Consider the following 24,030-nt stretch of genomic DNA (forward strand, 5'->3'; position numbering starts at 1 on the left):
AAATTAGTCATGATTTACTCCAATTGTATTTAATGGTTGCACCCAAGTGGCTGTTGCACCGGCATCAATTAATTTATCTGAAATTAATTTGGCGTCAGTTTGATTCTTGGCAATCGCGATGATACAACCACCGCGGCCACCGCCGGTAAATTTAGCGCCTAACGCACCATTAACTTTTGCCACCTTAATTAATTTGTCAATTTCTGAATGACTTAGTCCCAGGTCAGCCAAAAGTGTCTGTGCCTGATTAAAAAGCTGACCCAACTCCAGTGACTGGTTATTTTTTAAACAAGTCGCAGCTTGCACCGTTAACTCACCAAGTTGATGAATGACTGACTGGGTGGCTTGTGGTTGATCACGTAATTGAGTTTTAACTAAGGCAATGGCTTCTTTAGTTTTACCGCGAATGCCAGTATCGGCAATTACCAACGTGGCATTCATCTTCATTTCAAAAGGTTCAATTACCTGATCTCGAATAAACCAGATAGGGTGCGAAGAACTAACCGTTGCCGCGTCCAAGCCACTCGGATTATTATGGGTAATATGCTCTTCTAAATCGGCTAATTTAAGTAATTCATCTTCTGTGAGTGTGGCTTGGTAATAGTCATAAAAGCAACGAATTAAGGCAATGGTGGTGGCGGCAGATGAACCCATTCCACGCTCAGCAGGGAGCATACTCGTAATTTTCATGTGCCAGGTGTCGTCCTGTCCGTAAAACCGTTGTTCTAATATGTTAATGACTTGTGCAATTCCTGTCATATCAGTTGGTAAATCATTAATTTGACCACTGAAGTAGCGACTATCAAGAGTCTGTTGTCCATCGGTTGTACTTTTCATGGTGACACTACATTTGATTTCTGAAATGGGCATCGCAATGGCTGGTTCACCATAAACGACACTATGTTCACCCATTAAAATTATTTTGGCATGACTGTTACCTAGTCCTGTTTGAATCACGTCATAACCTACTTTCTATTTATCCGAACTTTGAAAACCAAATACAATTATACCTGTTTCAACGATTTTTTACAGTAAAAGATAAGAAATTCTTCAATAAATGGCCGTGGTAAACTTTCCATAGAAATAGTATGATAGACAATAGATTAAATGATAGGTGATACGGAGAAAATTATGGATAAGCAACCGATATATTCAATTGTTGATTTAGAGACCACTGGGACCAGTGTCAAAAACGGGGATCGAATCATTCAAATTGGATGCGTGCTCATCTCGAACAACAAAATAGTCAACCAATTTAACACGTCAATCAATCCACAAAAATCGATTCCGCCAATTATTGAACAATTAACTGGTATTTCCAGTGATGATGTTAAAAATGCTCCTTATTTTGATGACGTCGCGGGGACTTTATTTAGTTTACTATCTGGGACTATTTTTGTGGCCCATAATGTCAGTTTTGATTTCCCATTTCTAAATGCAGAATTTGAACGGGCCGGTTATCCAAGTTTAGAAATTCCAGCCATAGATACAGTCACCCTCAGTCAAATTCTATTTCCCACCGCGCCTGGTTTTAGATTACGGGATCTAACCAGCTATTTAACCATCAAGCATGACGCACCACATAGCGCCGACTCCGACGCAGAGGCAACCGGACAATTATTGATTCATTTATTACAACGAATTCAACAATTACCCACGCTCACTTTGCAAACGTTGGTTAAGCTTAATTTAGGCTTACCGTTTGATACAAACGAAGTCTTTAAGTCCGAACTAGCTAACCGTGAAAAAAGCAACTTTAAATTACCCAATAATTTATATATTAAGAATAATTTAGTCCTAACGCGCACAAAAAAGGTAGTCCGCAACGGAAACTTAAAGAAAAAGAAATATCCCAATTCTAAACAATCTAAAGAAAAGCTATTTGGTGGTAAATTAATTTATCGTGGTGGCCAAGCCAAAATGATGAATATGATTTATAACAATTTCGTTCATGAAGAATCCCATAATATTTTGATTGAGGCCGGTACGGGTATCGGTAAAACATTGGGATATATGTTGCCCTTAGCTTATTTAAGCTATCCAAATGACAAAATCATTGTTAGTACCGCTACTAATATTCAGCAGCGACAAATGGCTGATATTGCCGTGACTCAATTAAATAGCATTCTACCTTTCAAAATTTCGAGTGTTGTCCTCAAAGGTAACTCACATTATGTTGATATTACTCGCTTTTACCGTTCGTTGAGCGCGATGGGGGAGTCAACGCCAATTCAATTATTAAAAGCTCGCATCTTAATTTGGCTATTAGAAACGAACACCGGTGATTTGGATGAGTTGAATTTGGTTAATTACAATTCCACCTACTTTAATGAAATCCGGCATCAGGGGATTGATGGCTTAGATAAAGATAGTGTCTTTTATAATGACGATTTTCTGGTTCGTCGACAAAAAGCGATGCTTGATGCTGATGTGATTATTACTAATCATTCCTATTTAGCACAACACGCTGAAGAACTCGGCACTAATTTAAACACTCCTTACTTAGTTGTTGATGAGGCACAACATCTCAGTGAAAACATTTTACGGCAATCCCGTCACGAAATAGATTTTCAATCGTTTAGTACTATACTAAATATCCTACGGGGATTAGTGAACGATGGTCATGATCGTAACTTAGCATCGATATTTACTGACTTACCGAATGGTGATTACTATATTCGGGCTATTCGGAATGATTTGATGAGTTTATCTGATTCCGTTAAACAATTTGAACAAGTCTTATATCGCGGTTTCATGTTAAATGTGGTCGCTGACGAAGCGCATTCCATTATTGAACAACCAATTGACAGTCGTCAGTTAAAGCAACTGCTGAATCCAGAAGACAAACTAGTCAAAAATTACACCAAAATTGTTGGAGATTTGAATGAACACTTCGTTGCCTTAGACAATCTATTTACTCGCAGTGCCGAACGCTGGATGATTAGTGATCGTTTCTTAATGGGTCAATTTGAAAGTCAATTATCGAGTATTTCCAATATTCATGAACGCTTATTAGAATTCATTGAAATTTTGACAAATCAAACCTCATCGTCTGTTTTTTGGCTCACCATTCACCAATCAATGGATCAAAGTTCGATGCGCTTGAGTGGGGGACTTTTGACTACGAATCAATTCTTATCCAAAAATGTTTATCCTTACTTTAAGAAACCGATTTTTACTGGGGCTACGTTATTTTCATCCAGTCGCTCACAATTCATTTACGATCAACTCGATATAAATTATAAAGATACGAAAATCAAACGGATTGAATCACCATTTGATTTTGCTAAACACAGCAAAATGTACATTGCAAAAGATGCACCCGAAATTTCAAACCAACACTATCAGGAATACCTAGATTATCTCTGCAACACCATCTACCAGCTGACAAAAGATAATAGCCGCCAAACGATGGTCTTATTTAATTCACTATTAACAATTGAACAAGTGTATAGTAAATTACGCGGTACCGATTTATTTGCCGGTCGTGAAATTCTCGCGCAGGGCATTACTGGGAACCGCGATAAATTGTTAAAGCAATTTAGCAACAGTTCAAATGCAATCCTACTAGGTGCTTCTAGTTTTTGGGAGGGCATTGATTTGCCTAACGAACAACTTGAATTGTTAATTGTCACACGCTTACCGTTTGATTTTCCCGATGCAATTGTGACCCGGGCAGAAAATGAGTGGTTACAAAAAAATGGCAAAAATCCGTTTTACAATTCATCGCTACCTAAAGCAACATTACGCTTACGCCAAGGGATTGGACGCTTAATTCGGACTGAGGATGATCGAGGAGTTGCGGTCATTTTAGACAAGCGTTTGGTTGATCGTCGTTATGGTCAAACGATTTTAAAAACTTTCCCACAGAATATGCCGATAGAAGCTTTAACCACTGAAGATTTGCTGACTAAATCCGCCAAATTCTTTAAACATAATCAATAACCAAATCATGTAATTTCTGCTATAATTACAAATCATCTAAAAAAGGGGATTGCACTTAATGCAAAGCCGCAGCAGACAAAAATCACGTTTCCATCCCATTCGCATCACAATCGTCGCAATTATCGTCGTCTTTTTAGCGATTTGGGCAGTTTTAGCAATTGCTAATCATCCCAAGAATCAAGCCAAGCAAACGACTATCTCGATTGCAAAATCAAAAGCTAATCTTAAGGACCCCGGTGACTTTTTTACCTATAATCGCGAAAAAACTTATTATTCAATTGCTGGCAAAAACAGTAAGAATAAGGGCATTTTCGTCATTACCAATTCAAAGGGGAAAGTCGTCAAAGTACTGAAACAAAGCGCGGGAATCTCTAAAAACGCCGCACTGACACAAATTTGGGATAAACGTAATCCCAAAAAAGTGCTAAAAATCGCTTTGGGTATTTTCAAGGGCGAGCCAGTATGGGAAATTACCTATACCAATAAACAGGGTCAACTCTGCTATGAACTTTTAGATTATAAGAATGGCAAAGATTTGCAAAAAATTGTTAATATTTAACAATGCTAGTAGGAGGCGCAGTGAATGGACAAAGCAAGTAATGCGCACAAATGGCTTTCAGCCGGACAAACGGTCGTTAATGACTTAATCTTGCATGATTATCGCAAGCTGGGAATGTCGACGACTCAATTTATGGTTTATCTGGAATTAAAGTCTTATTTAGACAAGGGGATTGTTTCTCCGGATATCAACTTAATAGCGGAACATCTAGGGAGTGAACCGGCCCAAATCTATGAAATTATGCATGAAATGATCCAACAAAAATTAATGACGCATGATACCACTACAGACGCATATGGTAAGCAAAGCGAGTCATATAGCTTTGATAATTTGATTCTCCGGGTTCTAGGCCTGGAACAAGCAGAAGTTACCAAACAAACTCGTGCTGAAGTTGAGAATCAACGAGAACAAGTTTTTAACAAGATTGAAGTAGAATTTGGTCGACCTTTAACACCCATGGAAATGGAAGTGGTGGCCAAATGGATTGATGAAGAAAACTACTCGATGAATTTAATTACTCAGGCTTTGCAAGAAGCTGTGATGAACCAAGCGTGGAGCTTAAAATATATGGACCGAATTCTCAGCAGTTGGGATCGGCAAAATATTCGCACGGTTCAGCAAGTTGAACAACTGCAAGCTAATCGCTTTGAAGCAAAACAAAAGGCCAAAGGGGAAACCAAATCTAAAACTCCGAAGCCCAAAATACCAATCTATAAAATTTCTCAACAAGATGAATAGTCAAAAAAAAGAGCTACGATACCATTTCTGATATCGTAACTCTTATTTTTTTGATCATTTATGGGGTTGTAGCGGTTGAGGAAGATGTTGAAGATGTTGAAGATGTTTCAGTGTCATTATTGCCACCGTTACCACCGGTTCCTTGGCCAACGCTGTTAGCATTATTTGAACTGCTACTTGCCGTTTCTGATTCTTGTTTAGCTTCACTAGATGAAGTAGTTGAACTTGAAGTAATAACTGACGAGCTACTTGATGATGAGCCAGACGAACTATTGTTCTCAGCATAAGTATCACTGACACCAGTAGAACTCCAACTTGCACCAGTAACTTCGTATTCAGTATTACCGTTTTTAGTCACCTTGGTAACTGAACTTGGTGCTGTCCAATCAGAACTTGAATTTTCGTCTTCCAAGTAACTCATTTCGTTACTATAAACTCGAGCAGCTACTTTTTCATAGGTACTTGTTACGGCATGACCAGTTTCATACTGTTTATCATACCCAGTCCATACTGAAATTGAATATTTCTTAGTGTAGCCGGTGAACCAAGAATCCATAACGCCAGAACTTGATGTCGTGCCGGTAGGATATTCAGTCGTACCAGTTTTACCAGCTTGATGTACACCAGAAAGGGCAGCAGTAGTACCAGTTCCTGAACTACTATCAATAACATCTTTCAGCATATCTGTAATCATAAATGCTGTTGAAGACTTCATTGCTTTTTCACCTTGAGCACTATACTTATGGGTTTCACCACTCTTAGTAGTGATAGAGCTAATATAGTAAGGCTTGTAATACGTTCCTCCATTTGCAAAGGCGGCATACGCAGCTGCTTCCTGGAGTGGAGAGATATAAAGACCAATCCCATTTTGTAATTCATAATCTGTTTTAGAAGTAATTCCCAATTTAGTCAGGAACTTAGTAGCTTTTGTAATTCCAACGTCTTGTAAAGTACGAAGAGCAGGGATATTACGTGATTGAACTAAGGCACTTCTCATCGTGATACTGCCTTGATATTCGTGATCAAAATCATAAGCTTTCTTCGTTGTACCTGGATACGTAAATGGTAAATCCTTCACTGTTCGATAAGTAGGGTAGTTAAGGTCTTCAATGGCAGGACCATAATCCATAATTGGTTTCGAAGTTGATCCGGAACTGCGATCAGTTTGGACCGCACGATTCAATCCGAATGTAACGTTCCCAGTTTTACGACCACCTAACATGGCAAGAATTTTACCATTCTTAGGACTAGTAACGGCAACACCAACTTGCATGTCTGAGCTTTGGAAGGTGATGGTTCCATTATTAACAATATCGTAAAGATTTTGTTGAGCGCCCATATTCAAATTAGTATGAACTTCAAGGCTGTCATTATAAGGATCATAACCATCAGATTTCAATTGACTAACGACTTGCTTCAAGTAGGAATCCACTACTTTAGACTTATTCGTGCTTGAATCAGCACTCGCAGTATCTCCGTGGCTTGAATCTAGCCCATCCTGAACGCTAGTTTTTTCAGCGGCTTTAGCTTGACTACTAGTAATGTAGTTACTTCGAGCCATGGCTTCCAAGACTTCGTTGCGTCGAGTTGTTGAAACCTTTGGATTAGTAATTGGATTGTAATAGGTTGGTGATTGTGGGATTCCGGCTAACATCGCATATTGGGCGATAGTTAAATCTTTCAAATCTTTACCGTAATAATATTGGGCACCGGTTTGCATCCCGTAAACACCATTACCCATGTAAACTTTATTAATGTAATATTCTAGAATTTGGTTCTTTGAAAAATGGCGTTCAACATTTAAGGCTAACCAAGCTTCTTGTGCTTTTCGCTTAAAGGTTTGGTCAGATGATTTGGTTGAGAAAACTGATAATTTAACTAATTGTTGAGTTAAGGTACTACCACCTTGTAATCCTGAAGAAGAACCGGTGATATTAGAGAAGGCAGCCCCAACAATCCGAACTGGATCAACTCCATGATGTTTATAGAAGCGACGATCTTCAATAGAAACAACCGCTTCAGAAAGTTTTGAAGGTATAGCACTACTCTTAACGTACTCACGTTTTTGGACGCCTAATTGTGAAATCACGTTATTATCAGAATCATAAATTTTAGTCGCATTTTGACTCTCTAATGAACTTTGGGTAATTTCTGGTGCACTTGAGGCCCAGTAAAAGAACAAAACTGCACCAAGCAAAATTAAAATTCCAACAGCACTAGCTCCCCAAAGAAGAATCTTTTTGATAAGTGACTTCGGGCCTTTGGGGCTCTTGTGATTGTTAGAATATTGTTCTCGTCGCGATGATCGCGATGGTGTCTGATTGTCTGACATATGTAACTCCTTTAGTGAATTGAATTTTCAATCATTTTATCTACAGCATCTAAATAGGGAATCACTGGATTAAATTGGTAACTGAGTGAATAACCAAACTTTTTAATATCAGCCAATTTAATTGACTTTCGACCGCTATCTTGATGGTCCCAATATTCAAATAGCTTTGAAGCTGGTAAAAGGTAAATCTGATTCAAACTTGTAAACTTCAGAAATGCAAAACAAATTCCGCCTTGCTTCAGGCAAGCTTTTAAGTGGTTAATTTGATGCTCATGAAAATTATACAACGGAAACGAGGTTTTATTCTTAGTTTCTTTAGCATCAAAGTCCAAGTAATAACCTTTATAGACACCATTATAGTCGGTAGTCGACGGTGTTTTGAAATAAGCTTCCTTAATCACTGCCGCACTTCTTTTGGGATAATCGACTTTAACTAACTGGACGGGAGTTGGCTTTTTATGAATTACGGCCTGTCCGCGAGCAGCATAATAAGCGTTGCTTTCATTAATTTCTTCTTCCAGTGTCATACCACGTTTAGCGAAATTAACGGTTCTAACAATCGATTTCGAAGATTTATTTTTAATGTTATACTGATTACCATTTGGATAGTTGATAGGCATTTATCATTCACCTTCCTGTATTCACAATATTATAACAAATTTATACAAGAATATTCATCTTTTTTGAAGGAGTTAGCTATATGAGCCGTTTATGGATATCCGGATATCGCAGCTATGAGCTAGGTGTCTTTGGTGATAAGGATCCCAAAATTGAAATTATTAAATTTGCTTTACAAGATGCCATCAACCAAAAAATTGATAATGGCGTCGAATGGATCATCACTGGTCCGCAATTGGGAGTCGAACAATGGGGTGCTGAAGTGGCACTCCAGGCAAAAGAAGATTACCCAGAATTGAAAGTGGCAATTATGCGACCATTTGCCGAATTCGGTAACCAATGGAACGAAACCAATAAAATGAAATTAGCAGATTTAATGAAACAAGTTGATTTTTCTGATCAGGTCAGTGATCAACCATATACAAATCCATCGCAGTTGAAAAATTTTCAAGCATTCATGCTGTCCCACACCGATGAGGCATTATTTGTCTATGATGAGGAACACGAGGGCAAAAGTAAGTACGATTATCTGGCAGCCCAACAATTTGCGAATCAACATCCATATCCAATTACTTTGATTGATTTTGATCAATTGCAAGAATATGCAATTGAATTTTCTGAGAAGAAAAACTTAGAAAATTACGAAGATGAATGATTTATGTTTTAATTCTGCATACTTTCTGGTATATTTAAATATATATTGAATAAGATTGAGGTGTGACACATTGGATAATATTATTTTTAGCCAAAAAGATATCCTAACTAAAGAATTCAAAGAAAAACGAATGGGCTCAGCATATGATCCCGCTGATGTCGATGCATTCTTAGATGACGTTATCAAAGACTATGATACGTATTCAAAAGAAATTACACGTTTAAACGACGAAAACGAACGTTTACGTGCAAAGGTTGACGAATTAAATCGCCAAGTTGAAGTTGGTACAGTTAGCGCGCCACGGCCAGCTGCTGCCACTACTAATACAACTGAGCAACCAGTTTCAAATGCCACTAACATGGATATTTTGAAACGACTATCTAATCTTGAACGCCGCGTTTTTGGTTCACAATTAGACAATGGTCAATCTGATTCACATTTAATTTAATATCACATTTGTAAATTTCGGGTGATTGCGGCTGACTTATGTCAGTTGAGGAAAGTCCATGCTCGCACAGGCTGAGATGCTTGTAGTGTTCGTGCTCGGTGAAAAAATAAGCCGGGGGACCAGCAATGGTTACGGCGAGTAAAATGGCTAAGGCTTCGGCTATGCTTGAGTAACTCTGAAAGTGCCACAGTGACGAAGCAATATTGGAAACGGTATTGATGGAACGCGGTAAACCCCTCGAGCGGGAAACCCAAACTTTGGTAGGGGAGCTTCACATAAGGAACTGAACTGATTGTGGGGGGAGACAGCAATGTCTCGAGATAGATGATTGCCACTGTACAATTGAGCCTGAAAATTGTACTTCGACATAACATGGCTTACAGAAATTTACATTCAGGAACTCGAATGGACTTCCATTCGAGTTTTTTTGTATAATTGAAACGATAAAATAAAAAAAGAGGTACAACATGGAACAATTCAATTTAATGGCGACTGCTGCAGCGGGTATCGAAGCATTAGTTAGTAAAGAATTAAAAGATTTGGGTTACAAAACACAAGGTGAAAACGGTCGAGTGAGATTTCAAGGGACCATTAAAGATATTCTGAATACTAATTTATGGTTGCGTACCGCTGACCGTATCAAAATAGTGGTCGGTGAATTTGATGCAGTCACGTTTGATGAATTATTCGAAGGGGTCAAAGCATTACCTTGGGACGAGTTACTGCCAATCGATGCAGAGTTTCCTGTAGAAGGACGCTCACGTAATTCACAATTGCATAATGTGCCTAGCGCGCAAGCAATTACCAAAAAAGCCATCGTCGAAAAAATGAATTCAGTTTATCATCGACGCACTGCACTTCCTGAAACCGGTGCTTTATATCCACTAGAAGTCATGATTAACAAAGATCACGTTATGATTACTCTCGATACGACCGGTAGTAGTTTATTTAAACGTGGTTATCGGGTTGATAAAGGTGGCGCACCCCTCAAAGAAAATATGGCAGCTGCGTTAGTTTTATTAGCGCATTGGTTTAGTGACAATCCATTTGTTGATCCAGTTTGCGGTTCAGGGACTATTCCCATTGAAGCAGCGCTAATTGGTCGTAACATCGCCCCTGGATTCAATCGTAATTTTGTGTGTGAAGATTGGTCACTAACGCCTGAGGGCATGTCTGACGAACTACGAGCAGAAGCTGATAGCAAAGCCGACTACTATACACCACTACAAATTTTTGGTTACGATATTGATCCTAAAATGATTGAAATCGCTAAAGTAAATGCTCAAGAAGCCGGTTTAGCCGCTGATATTCATTTCGAAACTATGGCCGCCAAAGATTGGCATACCGACCTAATCAATGGTGTTCTGGTCGCTAATCCTCCATATGGTGAACGATTAGGGGACGAAGAAACTGTTCGTCAATTGTACAAAGAAATGGGCGAAGTTTACCGTCCAATGAAAACCTGGAGCAAATATATTTTGACCAGCGACCTAGAATTTGAACAATTTTATGGTGCTCGGGCCACTAAGAAACGTAAGTTATATAATGGTTCGCTTCGGACAGACCTATTTCAATATTGGGGCAAAAAAGAGCGTTAATAAAAAAAGTAGCTAAAATACTTTACTTACAAAAAGTAAGTGTGTTATATTGATTACTGTTAAATAATATTAATCAACGGAGGCATTAAATATGCAAACAGAAACACTTAAATTAGCTACTCAACGTCGTTCAATCTACGCTTTAGGAAAGAACGTTAACGCGTCTGAAGACGAAGTTGCTTCAGTAATTAAAGAAGCCGTTCGTCAAGCACCAACTGCTTTTAACAGCCAAACAACTCGTGCAGTCATCGCATTTGGCGATTCACATGACAAAGTCTGGGACATCGTAATGGAAACTTTACGTAAAATTGTTCCTGCTGAAAGCTTTGCTAGCACTGAAGAAAAAGTTAACAGCTTCAAAGCTGCTTTCGGAACTGTTTTATTGTTCACTGATACAGATGCCGTTGCAGATCTTAAAGAAAACTTCCCATTGTACGCTGACAATTTCGATGATTTTGCAGAACAAGGAATTGGTTTAGCAACACAAAACATCTGGACTGTTTTAGCTGAAAACAAGATTGGTGCAAGTAACCAACATTACAATCCATTGATTGACAAAGCTGTTCAAGATGCCTTTGGTGTTCCTGCTAACTGGCACTTGCGTTCAGAAATGCCATTTGGTTCAATTGAAGCACCAGCTGGCGACAAAGACTTTATGGACGATGCAGATCGTTTCAAGGTTCTTAAATAAAATACGTTTTTTTGGCAAAAGTGGCTGGGAAAAAACTAACCAGCTATAGAGAAATCGACCAAGAATTCTATAATTAATAGAATTTTTGGTCGGTTTTTTGTTTTTTTTATATTTGATAATTGTTTATGTGAAAAATTAGCGGTTGCTTTGGTTAAAATTCCCGCTAATTTTGTTAGATTCATTGTCATTAATAGAATACCCAATTCATTTTCCACAGGCTGTTTCCCTCTAAGATGAGTTCTGCGCACACCAAAAATGGACTTCATTCTGCCAAACATTGGCTCAACATCATACTTACGATGCGAATAAATCTCTGAGCCATGATCAGATGAAAGTAAATCCTTAACATAATTTTTAAAGTAGTTCCAAGTTGGATTATAGGCAACCTGTCGTTGCCTTCCCTTAGGGGTTTTAGCTAGTTCATCTAGCTTGAATGTTTCCTGTGTTTTATCCGCTTCATAAATTTTGAACTGTCGTTCGTATCCATATTTATCATGACGAATACTGTATCGTTTAAAACTGAATTTAACACTCAAATGATCCGTATAGTAATCGTCTGCGGCATTGTACTTCCAATTGTGTATTCGTGTAGGATCATTTTTAAATTCGCGCTTCTGTTCCTTTTCATACATACCATACGGTATCAGTGGTGTCTTATCAAAATCGTCGACAATCGCGGAATAATTAGATTCACTACCGTAACCTGCATCCGCCACGATGTATTTAAACAAATCGAGTGAATGCATGTCAGATAAAAATGGTAATAAAGTTCTCGTATCCGTCGGATTCGAGAAAATTCCGTAATTTAGCACGAACTGTCCATTAGTGGCAGCCTGTAAATTATATCCAGGCTTTAATTGACCATTCATCATTGGATCTTCCTTCATACGCATAAAGGTAGCATCATGGTCGGTTTTTGAAAAACTGTTCCGACCATTAAAAAGGCGTTCAGCTTCTTCGTACTTTTTTGCTCGGGGCAAATAATCATTTTCCATTTTGTGCGCTAATTTTTTGAGTTTTCGCCGCTGTTGTTTATTCTTAGAGCCACCTTTGATAACCTTCGGTTCTTGTTCAATGACATAATCTAAGTGAGTAATTTCATCGTGCGTTTTTTCTAAAATCTCAGCTAATCCATCGCTAGACGTTAGGTATTCTTTCTCCATTTCTTTGACAACTTGATTTTCAATCAATTCTTCATAAAGGAGCACAATTTTTTCTTTTAGTTTTGGATAGAATTTATCAACTGCACGTTTCCAAGTAAATGAGTACTTATTTGCATCGGCTTCAATCTTCGTACCATCAATAAATAAGGCCTCATCTTCAATCATACCGTTGTCGGCTAACAATTTGGTAAAGTAAATAAAGGAAATCTTGATTAAGTTAGAAACTTCTTTACTGGATCGAAAATTATTGATTGTTTTGTAAGAAATTGTGGCATCTTGACTCAACCATTTCATTGGAATATTTTCGGTATTCATTTCAACAATTCTACGTCCAGAAAATACTTTGCGAGAATACGCGAAAAGGAGCATTTTTATTAACATAGCCGGATGATAAGCAGGACGACCGGTGGTCGCCACAGAGGTTTCAATAATATTATGCGGAATTGTCTCAACAAACATATCAATTAGTCTCGCAATATGGTTATTAGGAATATCAAAATTTAAGTTTAAAGCGATGCTAGTTTGTGCTGTGTTATAATTCTTGTACATGGAAGGAAACTCCTTTACTGTTTTGTTGTTTGGTTTGGTCGCTAACATCATAACAGGAATTTACTTCCTGTGTACATAGTTAAAGGGACTTTGGAGTGTTTTTCCAAAGTCCCTTTATTTTTTATAGTCTGGAATTAGTTTTTTCCCAGCCACTTTTTGTATGAAATTAGAAGTAATAATCAGCCTCAATGCCTCGAAATTTGGTATAATTGTTATTGTAATTTAACTAGGAGGCTTCCATGAATAAAATTGCAATTATTGGTGGCGGGATTGTTGGTGCATCCGCCGCGTTTTACTTAAGTAAAGCAGAAGATTTTGACATTACTGTCTTTGATGAAAAGACGGGGCAAGCAACTTCGGCAGCTGCCGGAATTATTGCACCTTGGCTATCTAAACGTCGTAACAAGCAATGGTATCAGTTAGCACATCACGGTGCCGCATTGTACAGGCAATTAGCTCAAGATGCCAACTTAGACACACAAGCATTTTCTAAAGTTGGCGTGTTTGTTAATCGTAACAAACCAGAGTCACTCGATGATTTAAGTCGTTTAGCACAAGCAAGAATCAAAACAGCACCTGAAATGGAAGTCATTGAAAAATGGGATAAACAGACAATCGTCGATCGAATGCCTTATTTATCCGACTGGGCAAAACCAGGACTATTTGTCAGTGGTGGGGCTCGTGTTGACGGCAAACATTTAATTGCCCAGTTAGAAACCGCTTCAAATTTAACCATCAGAAATGGAAAAGCCAATATTACAGTTAAAAATCATGAAGTATTAGTCAATCAAGAACATTATGACTCAATTGTCATTGCTGCTGGAGCGTTTGCAAAAGAATTAGTTTCACCATTTGGTTTTGAGTTAAAAATCACCCCACAAAAAGGACAACTGATTGAACTACAGAGTAACTTAATTCAAGCTGATGATAATATGCCAATTGTCATGGCAGAAAGCTTGTCTGAGTTAATTCCAATTGGTAATCACCAAGTCTTAGTTGCAGCTACACATGAAAACGATGCTGGCTTTGACTTAAGAGCGACCCAACCAGAAATTAATGGCTTAGTTCAAAATGCCGAAGTTACCATGCCGAAGCTCGCTGGCCATATTGCCAATATGATTACCGAAGTACGAGTGGGGACGAGACCCTATACTGCAGACTTTGCGCCGTTTATGAGCACCATCCCCGGATTTGATAATGTTTGGATTGCAAATGGGCTTGGTTCATCAGGCTTAACTACTGGACCAATCTCCGGGAAACTAGTTGCTGACGATATCATGTCAGGAACAGGCTTTGATGGCTACACTAAGCCAATCAGTAATTATTTATCCGAAATTTGATGTAACGCTTGGAGCGCTAATTCATGCGCACCGTGATTGGATTTGTCAGGGATCCATTGCGTAACTACTAAATTGAATGAGTCAATTAATTGATTGAGTTCAACTAATAAATTTTCGTAATGTTTGGTGTAATTTTTGCCAATTGCATCGCTTAATAAGCGGCTGTCGGTATAAAATAAAATAGAATCTGGATTTTTATGATGATCAATCAAATATTGAAAACCGAAAATAGCAGCTAAAAATTCTGCTTCATGATTGGTCACTTGAGTTGGATAAGCTTGTTTTAATTGGATTTGGTGTTGTTCTTCAACAATCAATGCACCAAGTCCAGTTGGCCCAGGATTCCCAATTGTTGCACCATCAGTATAAATTTTAATCATTATGATTACCTCTTGAAGGGAGTTTTATGTAATTATGCAAGAAGAAAAATTTTTTTACCAGCCTAATCTGGTAAATACCATCATTATCTGGTCATGGACGACGATGATATTATTGCTCGGAATCATTATGTGGCTTGAAATCACACACTTTCAATGGATTACAGCCGTACTGTTTCTAATTTTTATTGCATTAACAGTACTTCAAATCTTTCGTCGAACGTTAAAAATTACGCCGGACAAATTAGTTTTTAGTAGAATGCTTCAAGCCAACTACTTAACAATTCCGAAAAGCAACTTAGAACAATTACGTTTCACCAATTCAACGTTGCAATTCACAGCTGGTGGACAAACTTTCTATTTTACTTTTACACCACATTCATTAGCCGCGATTAAAGAAATTTTAGCTGACAAATAAATGGAATTCTAAGGAGAGAATAGACATGACTGATTTAGAAATTGCAAAAGCAGCAACCCTTACACCCATCGTTGATATTGCCGACAAGGCCGGACTAAAAGAAGACCAAATTGAAATGTACGGCAAGTACAAGGCCAAGGTTAACGTGACTGGTTTAAAAAATCAAAGTATTGAAGGCCACAAGTTAGTGTTAGTGACCTCAATTAATCCAACTCCAGCAGGCGAGGGTAAATCTACGGTTTTGGTTGGACTTGGTGACGCCATGAACCAACTAGATAAACAAACCATGATTGCGATGCGTGAACCATCAATGGGGCCCGTGATGGGAATCAAAGGTGGCGCAACCGGTGGGGGATATAGTCAGGTTATCCCTATGGAAGATATCAATTTGCACTTTACGGGGGACATGCATGCCTTAACCAGTGCACATAATACGTTGATGGCCTTAGTCAATAACTATTTGCAACATGACAATGCCCTTAATTTAGATCCAAGAAGAATTATTTGGAACCGTGTTGAAGACGTCAATGACCGCACGCTCAGAAATGTAATTACCGGGCTCGGTGGCGTTACCCAAGGAATCCCACAAGAATCTAGCTTTGACATTACGGCAGCTTCTGAATTAATGGCAATTTTATGTCTCGCCAGTGATTTAACAGATTTAAAAGCCCGCATTGGAAAAATTGTCGTTGGTTATACCCATGATAAAGTGCCAGTTTCAGTGGCTGAATTAGGATTTGAAGATGCAATCACGATTTTATTAAAGGATGCTTTCAAGCCTAACTTAGTTCAAACGTTAGCACACACTCCAACCTTGATTCATGGCGGCCCATTTGCTAATATTGCTCATGGCTGTAATAGCGTAATTGCAACTAAAACGGCACTCCAGTTAGCAGATTATACTGTCACTGAAGCTGGCTTTGGTGCTGATTTAGGTGCAGAAAAGTTCTTAGATATCAAACGACCCGTCTTAGGCAAAACTCCAGATGTTGTCGTGATTGTTGCGACCGTTCGTGCATTAAAATATAACGGTGGGCAATCAGTGAAAGAACTTACTACCGAAAATATCGATGCCTTAAACGCCGGCTTACCAAATTTACAACGTCACATGCAAAATATTCAATCATTTGGACTCCCAACAGTTGTGGCGATTAACCGCTTTACGAGCGATACGGATGCCGAATTGAACTTAATCAAAGAATATTGTGCTGCCCAAGGAGTCACTGCTGTCATCACCGAAAGTTGGGGTAAAGGCGGGGATGGAACTCTTGATTTAGCTAAAGAAGTTGTTCAATTAACTACCAAGCCAGCTAACTTTACTAGCTCATATGAAGCTGATGATACAATTGAAGCTAAGTTAAATAAAATCGTCACTAACATTTATCATGGCCGTTCTGTTAGCTTAACCAAAAAAGCTCAAAATCAACTCAAAACCTTTGCCAAAAACGGCTGGGATAAATTGCCTGTCTGTGTTGCCAAGACTCAATATTCATTTTCAGATGATGCAAAACGACTCGGTGCACCGACAGATTTTGATGTGGAAATTAGAGAATTTGTACCAAAAATAGGAGCTGGTTTCATCGTCGCCTTGGCAGGTAACGTCATGACGATGCCAGGCTTACCTAAACAACCTGCCGCATTGAAAATGAAAATCGATGCACAGGGCGAAATTACCGGATTATTCTAAATAAATTTTTACTTGGAGGCTGTTATGCCGTACTATGGCTTATTAATTGTGCTACTCGTGATTGGTGATCAGTCACTTAAATTTTGGATTACCAACAACATTCAATTAGGAGCTGTAGATTCTTTTATTCCCGGCTTACTTTCTTTCACTAATCTGCGTAACATTGGGGCAGCCTGGAGTATCCTTGAAGGACAACAATGGTTCTTTATTGTTATTTCAATTGTCGCTTTGATTTTGATTTGTTACTTTTTATGGAGATATCGTGCCAATTGGCATTTTGGCTGGCCACTATCACTCATTTTAGCTGGAACGATTGGCAATTTTGTTGATCGTCTTCGATTAGGATATGTTGTTGATATGTTCCAATTAGATTTCATTAATTTTCCAATTTTTAACATTGCAGATATGTGCTTAACCGTCGGTGTAATCTTAATGATTATTGCCATACTTTTTGAAGATGAGGGAACCAAGAATGACTGAACCACAAACAATCAAAATTACGGAACCTGACCAAACTGGGCGAATTGACAAAATTTTACCTAAGTTAACCGAACACTTGTCACGTTCACAAATTCAAAAACGAATTGAAAACGGCCAGATATTGGTCAATGGTGAAACTATCAAAGCCAACTATAAGTTACGTTTAAACGATCAAGTTGACTTAAAGGTCGTTGAACCACAAACTTTAAGCATCGAACCTGAAGATATTCCATTAGATATTATTTACGAAGATGATGATGTGTTAGTCGTGAACAAACCCCAGGGGATGGTCGTCCATCCCTCAGCCGGGCATGCAAATCACACGTTAGTGAACGCACTCTTATTCCATACACCTTTATCAACTATCAACGGTGAATATCGTCCAGGAATTGTGCACCGTATCGACAAAGACACTTCTGGTCTATTGATGGTTGCTAAAAATGATATCGCTCATCAAAGTTTGGCTGAACAATTAAAAAACAAAACCAATACCCGCGAATATTGGGCCATTGTCCATGGTCAAATTGCCGAAGATGAAGGCACAATCGATGCTCCAATCGCTCGCAATCCGCAAAATCGTCAAAAGCAAGCGATTGTCCAAGGTGGAAAAAACGCCGTGACCCACTTTAAAGTCATCAAACGCTATCAACATTACACATTGATTAGCTGTCGACTTGAAACCGGCCGAACCCACCAGATTCGCGTCCACATGCAATATATCAAACATCCAGTTGCCGGAGACCCTTTATACGGTCCACATAAAACGTTACCTGGCAACGGCCAGTATTTGCATGCTAAAACACTCGGCTTTGAACACCCAAGAACTCATGAACAACTATTATTTGACGCACCATTACCAGATTACTTTGATAAAATGATTAAATATTTGGATGAACACGATTCATAAAAATAATTAGGGAGGAGGGACTAACATGGTTGAACGTTATTTAATTCTAGAAGATGGCACCGCCTATAAAGGTGAAGGCTTTGGCGCACCCGCGGTTACAACCGGGGAACTTGTATTTAATACCAGTATGACTGGTTATCAACAAATCATTACTGACCAAATTTACCACAATCAGATTGTGATTTTTACCCAGCCAAATATTGGTAGTTATGGGATTAATCAATCAAATTACGAATCAATTGTACCAACGATTAAAGGTGTGATTGTTCGAGATTTAGCTAATGTTTCAACTAATCGCATTAGTCGTCTCTCCCTTGATCAGTATCTGAAGCAAATGAACATTCCAGGTATCAGTGGTATTGACACTCGCGCAGTTGTTTCAAAACTGCGTCAAATGGGCGAAACTGTCAAAGCTAGTATTGTGCCCGTGGCCGATGACCATGCGTTTGATCAACTCCATGCCACAGTGCTAACTAATCAACAAGTGGCTCAAGTTTCTACGCCCAAACCGTATCCGAATCCTGGTACAGGCAACAGTGTGGTTGTGATTGATTTTGGACTCAAACATGGTATTTTACGCGAACTAGTGAAGCGCAATTGTAACGTGACCGTGCTGCCTTACACTGCTTCTGCTGAAGATATTTTGAGTTTGGATCCAGATGGCGTCATTTTGTCAACTGGGCCAGGTAGTCCATATGATATTAACGACTCCGTGATTGAGATGATACAATCAATTCAAACTAGAGTGCCGTTATTTGCGATTGGCTTAGGACATGAATTGTTTGCGTTGGCGAATGGTGCAAACGTGGTCAAACTACCAGCTGAGCATCATGGTATGAATCACCCAATCAAAGAAGTGATTACAACCCATATTATTTATGCGTCTCAAGGACAGGGATTTGCTGTGGAACGAAATTCAGTCGATCGCAGAACATTGTTTATTACGTACGTTGATTTGCTCAATGACACTGTTCAAGGATTACGGCACCGTGATTTCCCAGCATTTTCCGTTCAATTTTTCCCAGATGGCGCACCAGGTCCTGATGAAACTAAGGGCCTATTCGATGAATTTCTAGAAACTATTCATCGTCAGGAGGACAATCGATGAATCATCCAATCTCTAAAGTTTTAATAATTGGTACTGGTGCTGATCAAATCAACCAGTCAACCGAAACTGACGACGCTATTTATCAAGTAGCGTCTTCTTTAAATGACCTTGGAATTGATGTTTCGTTGATTGATAACAATCCATTCTCAGTAGCCCTCGGTGACAAAACAATTATTCATGACAGCAAAATTGCTCCAATCACCTTTGATAATGTGCTCGAAACAATTAATGAATTTCAACCCGATGCGATTTTACCAAACTTAGGTGGTTTGAAAAGCATTCAGATTGCACAACAACTATTTGAGTCTGAAGAACTTAAAAAGCGTGACATCACCATGTTAAGCATGCCTGAATTTGCCATTAGACAAATTAGTAATCCAGTCTTAATGAATGAAATGCTAAAAAAAATGGGTGCTCCAATTACAACGACTGAAACCATCACTAGCTTTAGTGATGCAATACATATTGTCCAAGAAATTGGCTATCCGGTCATTATTAAACCAGTTTCACCATTTGGAAACTCAAGTCGGCGACTGTGCAACGATAATGACGAGTTGGCTGAAGCCGTCGAAATAGCGATGTCTCAATCCAAAATCCAACAAGCTGTCTTGCAACAAAGTATTGTTGGCTATCAAGAAATCGAATTAGTGGTAATCAGAGATCGGCTTGGCTCGATGCTCCAAGTTGCCGGAATTGAAGACTTTGATCCAATTGGTATTCATGCTGGTGATTCAATTTCCTTTACACCAACTCAAACCTTAATGGATATCGAATTACAAGAATTACGTGATTTGGCCTTTTCGATTACTCGAAAATTAAGAATTGTTGGCGTAAACCACGTTCAATTTGCGTTAAATCCAGATACTGGTAAATTCTACGTAATTAAAAATAGTCCTTATTTTGACCGAATTACTTCGTTTGCTGGTCACGCCACCGGCTATCCATTGTTATACGTTTGTGCCAATTTATTAATGGGTAAAACGTTAGAGCAACTGGAATTACCAGCCAGCTTTGGCTTTAAATCAGCTTTATTAGAACCCACAATGGACCATATTGCTGTGCGCATGCCCATCTGGCCATTTCAGTCATTACCAGATGCCGACCAAAATCTAGGTACCCAAATGCGGTCGACTGGGGCAGTAATTGGAATTGGACGAAGTACGGAGGAAGCTTTAATCAAAGCAATTCGAGCAACACGAGCACAAGCGGATTCTCTGAGCATTGAGTCCCAAGTTAAGTTAACCGATGACCAAATTATCCAGTATATTATTCATCCGCGTGCCAATCGCATTGTGATTTTGATGGAGGCTCTGCATCGGGGTTATTCCAGAGATGAATTATCGGAATTGACCAAAATTGATCCATTTTTCTTCTATAAATTAGAAAAGATAATCAGTTTAGAAAATGAAATTGCTGAAAATCCTGATGATGTCGAAGTTTTGACTAGAGCTAAATACTTTGGGATGAGTGACCGAATGATTAGTGTCTTATGGAATCAAACAGAAGACAAAGTTAGACAGTTTAGGATTGATAACGAGCTGTCACCAACGTATAAACAGGTCGACTTCAGTGCAGGAGAATTTGATCAACATTCGAATCGATTCTACTCAACCTTTGAGCTGGAAAATGAAAGTCATCCATCCGACGCCGAACACAGGGCATTAATCATTGGAACGGGAGGTCTACGTCTCGGTAATGCAGGGGCGTCAGATTACTTTACCTCGAAATTGATTTTATCGCTCCAAAAGCAAAATTACGAAACCGTGCTCGTTAATAATAATCCCAGTGCTGTTTCAATGAACTTGGCTGATAAACTATATACCGAACCCTTGGAAGCACCTGATATTTTAGAGGTAATTTCCATTGAAAAGCCTGAAATTGTTTACGTTCCCGGCAGTCGTAGTCGCTTAATTACAATTCTCGAACAAAAAGATTTAAAAGTAGAAAAATTGCCACAAAATGGCCAATTACTGTCTCATTTAGCCAGCGGTAAGGAATACGCCTTAACCATGATTTATGATGGCACTAATGCTGTGTCATTAGATTTAACCTCTTATCTAATTCAAAACGAGAGTGGTTTTGGCGATCCAACCGCATTTATTTACCCAGCCAAAGTTAATTCTCGCCTTAAATCGGACATTATGTCGATTGGTACTGAACGCATTAAGCAACAGGTCACGCCAGGTATTTATCAAGCGTTGTTCGTTGTCACAGGTGGGGTACATTTTGAGCAAGTTAGACAATTACCCTTAGCTGAACAATCATTTTTGGCAAAGGTATTAAATCTAGATTTAGTTGATATTTCACTGAAGCTTGCTCAATCGCAATGTGACGTCAACCAACTAGAAATCAATCTCGTTAATAATAAAATCTGGGCGTTTTCTGCTGCCTTTCCATTCAGATCACTTGGGCTTCATGATGAAACTATTCAAAGTGAAACTATCATTGGAGCAGAGATGGCATACGGTCACAGTATTACAGACGCATTAAAACAACTCAGTCCGAATGGTGAAGATTCAATCCATAATGGTACCTACTATTAAATTGCAGACAAATAGCCTAAAACCAGCAAAATTGGTTTTAGGCTATTTTTTATTTAGTACGTAATTCATTTACTTTTTGACTATCAGGCGTGATTGACAATGTCGTTTGACCTGTAAAGGTCACGAAGCCAGGATTTGTACCAGCTGGCTTTTTTAAACGTTTGACGGGAAGGTAATCAACTGGCACATGCGCAGAATCACGACCCTTTGAGAAGTAAGCAGCAATATTAGCAGCTTCTTGAATAGTTTCGTCTGAAGGGTTGGAATCACGAATGACCACGTGTGAACCTGGAATATCTTTCACGTGTAACCAAATATCGTCCTTATTTGCAACTTTGAAAGTCAGCCGTTCATTTTGTAAATTATTCTTACCAACCAAGATAGTTGTTCCATCAGTAGCTGTATATTCTTCTGGCTTGCTAATTGTTACTCGTGCTTTTTTCTTTTTATTTTGATTTTCGCGCAAATAACCTTGTTGTTGTAATTCAAGCTTAATCTCTTCTGTATCGGCAGGAGAGGCGAGTTCAATTTGAGATTGAATACTCTCTAAGTATTCAACCTCTTGATTGGTTAAGGCTAATTGCTCCTCAACGTGAGCAACCGCATTACGTAATTTTTGGTAACGGGTAAAATATTTTTGAGCATTTTGTGAAGCTGTTAATTGATTTGAAAGCGTAATTTTAATTGGTGAATTATTATCATAAAAATTTTCCAAGGTAATTTCAGTCATGCCTGGTTCAATTTTATGAAGATAAGTGGTTAAGATCTCACCCTTAATCCGAAACTGATCCGCCTTTTTGGTATCTTCCATAGTTTGATTTAGCTTCTTAATTTTGGAATAATCTTTTTTCAAAATATTTGAAATAATTTGAATTAGTTGTCCCGCCACTTGCCGAGTACGGTCTAACTGTGACTTTTCAGTATAAAATCCATCCAATAGAGCGGACAGAGTAGGATAGCTGATTTGTTCACCAATCGTATCTGGTTTGAAGACTGAAAAAGAAACTTTACCATCTGGCGTTTTAGTCAAGGTTGGTGTGGGATGGTCGAAGTGTTGAAGAAATTCTTGATAAGTTTGTGGCGTGTTATCTGAATCAATCAGTTGAGTAGCTAAGTATGATGCTGTATCTGATGCTAGCCCTTGGTAAACAGTTTGTAACTCGGATTTTAATTCCTTAACGTCTGTATGTTTAAGTGCTAAATCTGCATATGCTTGATTAGCGATAAACGGATTCAGTTTGTTTTCTTGCTTAGGGGGCATCACAAATGTTGCTCCAGGTAACAAGAGACGATAACGGTTCTGATCACCGCTGACGTGTTTGATGGTATCAATAATTTTGTTTGTTGCCGTATTAACTAAAGAAACATTACTGTGGCGAGACATAATTTCAACGTACATCAACAAGTTCTGCGCATCACCCAATTCATCACGAGTGTCAAAAGCTAATTCCACGACTCGGTCATTATCTAACTGTTTAATTGACTCTAAAATAGCACCTTCAAGATACTTACGCATTGCCATGGCGTATTTCGTAGGTGTTTTAGGATTTCGGTATGGCACGTCCGTAATTTGAATTCGTGGGTAGGTCGGATTTGCTGAAAGAAGTAAAGTTTGATTATGTCGATTTGCTCGAATTACTAAGATTAGTTCACCAGGATAAGGTTGGTGGATTTTTGATACGCGCCCGGTGGCTAACGTATCATTTAATTCTTTCACCATCGCATGGGTGAAAAAGCCGTCGAATGACATTTGAATGCCTCCAATTTATAAATTTAACAGTAACAAGTATACAGTTATTTGGGAATTAACACAAAAGTTAAGATTTTTTTAAGAAAATACTTGTACATTACAATTTCGATATTGTATAATACAA

General features: G+C 38.6%; 20 protein-coding genes and 1 other RNA gene. 15 read left to right on the plus strand and 6 right to left on the minus strand.

Going from position 1 to position 24,030, the window contains the following annotated elements; genetic code table 11:
- Window positions 1-3 precede the first annotated feature (3 nt).
- Window positions 4-957, minus strand: a complete 954-nt coding sequence (gene mvk / locus F0161_RS05650) for a mevalonate kinase (RefSeq protein ID WP_137602091.1) — start codon at window positions 955-957, stop codon at window positions 4-6.
- 174 nt (window positions 958-1,131) lie between these two features.
- Between mvk and F0161_RS05655 the strand changes: the two genes are divergently transcribed.
- From F0161_RS05655 to F0161_RS05665, 3 genes are read left to right on the plus strand one after another with little or no spacing between them, the layout of a single operon-like run.
- A complete protein-coding gene (locus tag F0161_RS05655) occupies window positions 1,132-3,945 on the plus strand; it encodes a helicase C-terminal domain-containing protein (protein ID WP_225423071.1) in 2,814 nt (937 codons plus the stop codon).
- A gap of 58 nt (window positions 3,946-4,003) precedes the next feature.
- The gene (locus F0161_RS05660) at window positions 4,004-4,504 is read left to right on the plus strand and encodes a cell wall elongation regulator TseB-like domain-containing protein (protein WP_137602089.1); all 501 of its coding nucleotides are present in this window, start codon (window positions 4,004-4,006) and stop codon (window positions 4,502-4,504) included.
- 24 nt (window positions 4,505-4,528) lie between these two features.
- Window positions 4,529-5,242 carry a DnaD domain-containing protein gene (locus F0161_RS05665; protein WP_137602088.1) on the plus strand — a complete coding sequence of 238 codons (714 nt, stop codon included), beginning with the start codon at window positions 4,529-4,531 and terminating at the stop codon, window positions 5,240-5,242.
- Between the two features lie 58 nt (window positions 5,243-5,300).
- On the opposite strand, the gene F0161_RS05670 is transcribed toward F0161_RS05665, so the two are convergent.
- Together F0161_RS05670 and recU are read right to left on the minus strand one after the other, a co-directional pair.
- A complete protein-coding gene (locus F0161_RS05670; protein WP_150203973.1) occupies window positions 5,301-7,574 on the minus strand; it encodes a PBP1A family penicillin-binding protein in 2,274 nt (757 codons plus the stop codon).
- Between the two features lie 11 nt (window positions 7,575-7,585).
- Window positions 7,586-8,194 carry a Holliday junction resolvase RecU gene (recU, locus tag F0161_RS05675; protein WP_150203974.1) on the minus strand — a complete coding sequence of 203 codons (609 nt, stop codon included), beginning with the start codon at window positions 8,192-8,194 and terminating at the stop codon, window positions 7,586-7,588.
- Window positions 8,195-8,274: 80 nt separating this feature from the next.
- On the opposite strand from recU, the gene F0161_RS05680 reads away from it, so the two are divergent.
- The 5 genes from F0161_RS05680 (at window position 8,275) to F0161_RS05700 (ending at window position 11,584) form a co-directional block, all read left to right on the plus strand.
- On the plus strand, window positions 8,275-8,847 hold the full coding sequence (locus F0161_RS05680) for a DUF1273 domain-containing protein (RefSeq protein WP_150203975.1): 573 nt from the start codon (window positions 8,275-8,277) through the stop codon (window positions 8,845-8,847).
- A 70-nt stretch (window positions 8,848-8,917) separates the two neighbouring features.
- Window positions 8,918-9,295 carry a cell division regulator GpsB gene (gene gpsB / locus F0161_RS05685; protein WP_137602084.1) on the plus strand — a complete coding sequence of 126 codons (378 nt, stop codon included), beginning with the start codon at window positions 8,918-8,920 and terminating at the stop codon, window positions 9,293-9,295.
- Between the two features lie 13 nt (window positions 9,296-9,308).
- Window positions 9,309-9,680, plus strand: an RNA gene (rnpB, locus tag F0161_RS05690) — RNase P RNA component class B.
- An 82-nt stretch (window positions 9,681-9,762) separates the two neighbouring features.
- Window positions 9,763-10,893, plus strand: a complete 1,131-nt coding sequence (locus F0161_RS05695) for a THUMP domain-containing class I SAM-dependent RNA methyltransferase (RefSeq protein WP_150203976.1) — start codon at window positions 9,763-9,765, stop codon at window positions 10,891-10,893.
- A 91-nt stretch (window positions 10,894-10,984) separates the two neighbouring features.
- Window positions 10,985-11,584 (plus strand): nitroreductase family protein, encoded by a 600-nt coding sequence (locus tag F0161_RS05700; protein WP_137602082.1) that lies wholly within the window; start codon window positions 10,985-10,987, stop codon window positions 11,582-11,584.
- A 35-nt stretch (window positions 11,585-11,619) separates the two neighbouring features.
- Here F0161_RS05700 and F0161_RS05705 read toward each other — a convergent pair whose 3' ends face one another.
- A complete protein-coding gene (locus tag F0161_RS05705) occupies window positions 11,620-13,296 on the minus strand; it encodes an IS1182 family transposase (protein ID WP_225423072.1) in 1,677 nt (558 codons plus the stop codon).
- A 239-nt stretch (window positions 13,297-13,535) separates the two neighbouring features.
- On the opposite strand from F0161_RS05705, the gene F0161_RS05710 reads away from it, so the two are divergent.
- Entirely contained in the window at window positions 13,536-14,636 is a 1,101-nt protein-coding gene (locus F0161_RS05710; RefSeq protein ID WP_150203977.1) for an NAD(P)/FAD-dependent oxidoreductase, read from the plus strand.
- On the opposite strand, the gene F0161_RS05715 is transcribed toward F0161_RS05710, so the two are convergent.
- Window positions 14,618-15,016 carry a ribonuclease HI family protein gene (locus tag F0161_RS05715; protein WP_137602080.1) on the minus strand — a complete coding sequence of 133 codons (399 nt, stop codon included), beginning with the start codon at window positions 15,014-15,016 and terminating at the stop codon, window positions 14,618-14,620. The genes F0161_RS05710 and F0161_RS05715 overlap by 19 nt on opposite strands.
- 34 nt (window positions 15,017-15,050) lie before the next feature.
- Between F0161_RS05715 and F0161_RS05720 the strand changes: the two genes are divergently transcribed.
- From F0161_RS05720 to F0161_RS05745, 6 genes are read left to right on the plus strand one after another with little or no spacing between them, the layout of a single operon-like run.
- A complete protein-coding gene (locus tag F0161_RS05720) occupies window positions 15,051-15,431 on the plus strand; it encodes an EbsA family protein (protein WP_225420300.1) in 381 nt (126 codons plus the stop codon).
- 25 nt (window positions 15,432-15,456) lie between these two features.
- The gene (locus F0161_RS05725) at window positions 15,457-17,118 is read left to right on the plus strand and encodes a formate--tetrahydrofolate ligase (protein ID WP_150203978.1); all 1,662 of its coding nucleotides are present in this window, start codon (window positions 15,457-15,459) and stop codon (window positions 17,116-17,118) included.
- Between the two features lie 24 nt (window positions 17,119-17,142).
- On the plus strand, window positions 17,143-17,598 hold the full coding sequence (gene lspA / locus F0161_RS05730; protein WP_150203979.1) for a signal peptidase II: 456 nt from the start codon (window positions 17,143-17,145) through the stop codon (window positions 17,596-17,598).
- Window positions 17,591-18,505, plus strand: coding sequence for an RluA family pseudouridine synthase (locus F0161_RS05735; RefSeq protein ID WP_137602629.1), 915 nt, complete (start codon window positions 17,591-17,593; stop codon window positions 18,503-18,505). Before lspA ends, F0161_RS05735 begins: the two co-directional genes overlap by 8 nt.
- Before the next feature lie 25 nt (window positions 18,506-18,530).
- Window positions 18,531-19,613, plus strand: a complete 1,083-nt coding sequence (locus tag F0161_RS05740; protein WP_137602628.1) for a carbamoyl phosphate synthase small subunit — start codon at window positions 18,531-18,533, stop codon at window positions 19,611-19,613.
- Entirely contained in the window at window positions 19,610-22,156 is a 2,547-nt protein-coding gene (locus F0161_RS05745) for an ATP-binding protein (protein WP_137602627.1), read from the plus strand. The genes F0161_RS05740 and F0161_RS05745 overlap by 4 nt, the downstream gene beginning before the upstream one ends.
- A gap of 49 nt (window positions 22,157-22,205) precedes the next feature.
- Here the strand turns inward: F0161_RS05745 and F0161_RS05750 are convergent, their stop codons facing one another.
- Complete coding sequence (locus tag F0161_RS05750; RefSeq protein ID WP_150203980.1) at window positions 22,206-23,906, minus strand: NFACT RNA binding domain-containing protein; 1,701 nt, start codon at window positions 23,904-23,906, stop codon at window positions 22,206-22,208.
- Window positions 23,907-24,030 lie beyond the last annotated feature (124 nt).

Origin of the sequence: Paucilactobacillus nenjiangensis (genome assembly GCF_008632615.1) — a bacterium.
GTDB classification, from domain to species: Bacteria; Bacillota; Bacilli; order Lactobacillales; family Lactobacillaceae; genus Paucilactobacillus; species Paucilactobacillus nenjiangensis.